Source organism: Streptomyces bohaiensis, from assembly GCF_012033785.1.
Lineage (GTDB): Bacteria > Actinomycetota > Actinomycetes > Streptomycetales > Streptomycetaceae > Streptomyces > Streptomyces bohaiensis.
The window spans coordinates 1-2,909 of the sequence record NZ_JAAVJC010000418.1 but is presented as its reverse complement, the minus strand read 5'-3'; the positions used below and the strand labels follow the sequence as shown (position 1 = coordinate 2,909).

General features: G+C 77.7%; 3 protein-coding genes. All 3 read right to left on the bottom strand.

The features are described 5' to 3' along the window. Positions 1-376: 376 nt before the first annotated feature. From HCN52_RS23455 to HCN52_RS23445, 3 genes are read right to left on the bottom strand one after another with little or no spacing between them, the layout of a single operon-like run. Entirely contained in the window at positions 377-979 is a 603-nt protein-coding gene (locus HCN52_RS23455; RefSeq protein WP_168090432.1) for a CbiQ family ECF transporter T component, read from the bottom strand. After that, on the bottom strand, positions 973-1,659 hold the full coding sequence (locus tag HCN52_RS23450) for an energy-coupling factor ABC transporter ATP-binding protein (protein ID WP_168090431.1): 687 nt from the start codon (positions 1,657-1,659) through the stop codon (positions 973-975). Before HCN52_RS23450 ends, HCN52_RS23455 begins: the two co-directional genes overlap by 7 nt. After that, entirely contained in the window at positions 1,656-2,783 is a 1,128-nt protein-coding gene (locus HCN52_RS23445) for a thiolase family protein (protein ID WP_209314905.1), read from the bottom strand. Before HCN52_RS23445 ends, HCN52_RS23450 begins: the two co-directional genes overlap by 4 nt. Between the last annotated feature and the right edge of the window lie 126 nt (positions 2,784-2,909).

The following is a 2,909-nucleotide window of genomic DNA, read 5'->3' as shown; positions in this document are numbered from 1 at the left end:
CGCGGCGCGCTCCGCGCGCTGTGACGGACGGTCGGCGGGCAGACCGCACTCCCCGTGGTGGCAGCGGGACCGTGGTCGCCATCCGGTCCCGGCCGACCGGCAGCGTCACCCGAAGGGGTGAGCCCCGTCCGGTCCCACGGTGCAAGCGCCCGGTCCCGCACCGACCCGGCGGGACGGCCACCGCAGGGAACCCCACCGGACGACTCGCCCACCTCGCGCCGGCCGGCACGTCCCGGGGGGCGGGGCGCGGCCACCGGTCGCTGCTGACTCCACCGCGCTGCGGGGCCGTGCGGGGGCTCGGCGGGCGTCGGTCCTTACCGAAGCGGACCGCCCGGGGCGCTCCGGGCGTCCCTGACATCCACACCCGTACGAGGGTTCACCGCACGCCCCGGGCGGTGAGGGCGTCGCCCAGCTCGTCGGCGTGCTTCAGCGTCAGGATGAGGAACGGGACGGCGAACCGCCGCAGACCGGCCCGGCCGCCGCGGGCGCGCTGGGCCTCCCGCACCTCCGCTGCGGCCCGTGCCAGCACCGGCAGGGTGTTCAGCGTCACGGCCAGCAGCAGCGCGACGCGCTGCGGGTCGACACCCACGCGGGCGAGCGGTGCCGCGCCGCGCTCGGCGGCGTCGAGGAGTTCGGAGACGGGCGTGGTCAGGGCCAGCAGCGCGGCGATGGCGACGACGGCGGTCACCCGCGCGGTGTTGACCACCGCCGGTTGCAACCCCAGGAAGAGCAGCTGCCCCGCGAGCGTGACCAGCAGGATCCAGCGCACGGCGCGCAGTTGGCGCAGCAGCTCCCGGGGGCCGATACCGGGCACGGCGTAGCAGGCGAGACAGACGGCGATCGGGGGCAGCGCCGCCGCCGGCCCGCCACCCAGCGGGGCAGCGGAGACGGCGAGGGCGAGGACGGCCAGCAGGACTGCCTTCCGGCCGGCGGGCAGCCGGTGCCAGAGGCTGTTGCCGGGCCGGTGGAGCGTCAGCACCGCAGACTCTCCTCGTAGGAGGCGATCACCGGGGCGGTCTCGCCGACGGCCGTCACCCGGCCGTCGGTGACGAGGACCGCGGCTTCGCAGCGCGCGGCGAGGTCGAGGTCGTGGGTGACCAGCAGCAACCGGTGGTCACCACCGTCCAGCAGGTGCCCGGCGATGCGCCGGGCGTTGCGGGCGTCCAGGTAGGCGGTGGGTTCGTCGGCGATCACCAGCTCCGGCTCGCGCACGAAGGCGCCGCACAGCGCCAGCAGCTGCTTCTGGCCGCCGGAGAGGTCGTGACTGCTGCGGTCGGCCAGGGTGTCGATGCCGAAGCGCCGCAGCGCCTCGGCCACCCGCTCGGCCTTGGCCGCACGGGAGAGCCGGTGACCGCGCAGCGAGAAGGCCACGTCCTCGGCGACCGTCGGCATGACGATCTGGGTGTCGGGGTTGCTGAAGACGAACGCGACCCGGCGGCGCAGGTCTGCGGCGTTGCGGCGCGGGTCGAGCCCGAGCACCTCGACGCTCCCGCTGGTCGCGGTGACCAGCCCGCCGACGACCCGGGCAAGCGTCGACTTGCCGGAGCCGTTGTCACCGACGACCGCGACCGTCCGGGCCGAGAGCGTCAGGGAGACCTCCCGCAACACCTCGGTGTCGCCCAGCCGCACGCCTACCTCGCGGAACACGACGGCGCTCATCCCACCACCTCCAGGAGTGCGGCCACGCCCATCCCGCCCCCGACGGAGGCGGCGGCGACACCGAGGGTCCCGGCCGGGGCACCGCCCCGCACCAGCCGGCTGAACAGGCGGACCACGGCCACGGCACCGCTGGCGCCCCAGGGGTGCCCGAGGGCGAGCGCGCCGCCGTCGGCACACACGCGAGGGTCGTCCTCGGCGAGGCCGAGGCGGTCGAGCACGGCGAGGGACTGCGCCGCGAACGCCTCCACGATCTCGAACGCCGCGATGTCGCGGGTATCGGCACCGGCGCGGTCCAGGGCGGCACGGACGGCGGGCGCGGCGCCGATCCCGGGGAGCGCCGGGTCGCAGCCGACCACCGCGTGCCCGCGGACGGCGAGGCCCCGTGCGCTGCCGACCGCGCGTGCGGGGAGAAGCACCACCGCGGCCGCGCCGTCGCTGATGCGGGTGGCCGTGCCGGCGGTCACGCTGCCCCCGGGCAGCGTCGGGACCAGCCGGGGCAGCAGCGGCTCGGCGCGGCCGACGGCGTCGTCGGCGGTGACCCCGCCCAGCGGCACCAGCTCGGCGGTGAACCGGCCCGCGTCATGGGCCGCACGGGCGCGCCGATGGCTGCGGGCGGCGTGGGCGTCCTGACGGGGGCGCGCGATGCCGTCGCGTGCGGCGAGGTCGTCGGCGGCCCGCAGCATGTCGGGGTCCGGCCACCCCTCGGGCGCGAACGGCGCGCGGTCGTAAGGCATGCCGTCGAGCGTCCGGACGGGCGCGGTCGACGCGCTCTCCACGCCGCCGGCGATCCGGGCCCGACCGTCCCCCGCTCCGATCGCGGCGGTGGCATCGAGGATCGCGGCGAGACCGCTTCCGCACTGGCGGTCCACCGTGGCGCCGGTGACCTCCGCACCCAGCCCCGCCGCCAGCGCCGTGACCCGGGCCGGGTTGCCCCCGGGCCCCATGCAGTTGCCGAGGACGACGTCCGCGACGGGGACCGTCCCGCCCAGCACCGCCTCCGCGTCGGCCACCGCGGCGCGGACCACGGGCGCGGCGAGCTGCTCCACCCGCAGGGCGGCGAGGGCGCGGCCCCGCGTGGTCACGGGGGAGCGGCGCGCCGCGACGATCACGACCTCATCCGACAAGGCGGTCCACCTCCCCGGCGAGGACGCGCCGCAGCACCTCGGCCCGGGCGGGCTTGCCGGCCGGCGTGCGGGGCAGCGCGCCCGTGTACCAGACGCGGGGGCGGCTCGCGGGGGCCAGCCGTGCCG

Coding starts and splice junctions, on each gene's coding strand:
- HCN52_RS23450 (WP_168090431.1), bottom strand. CDS start 1,659: ATGAGCGCCGTCGTGTTCCGCGAGGTAGGCGTGCGGCTGGGCGACACC.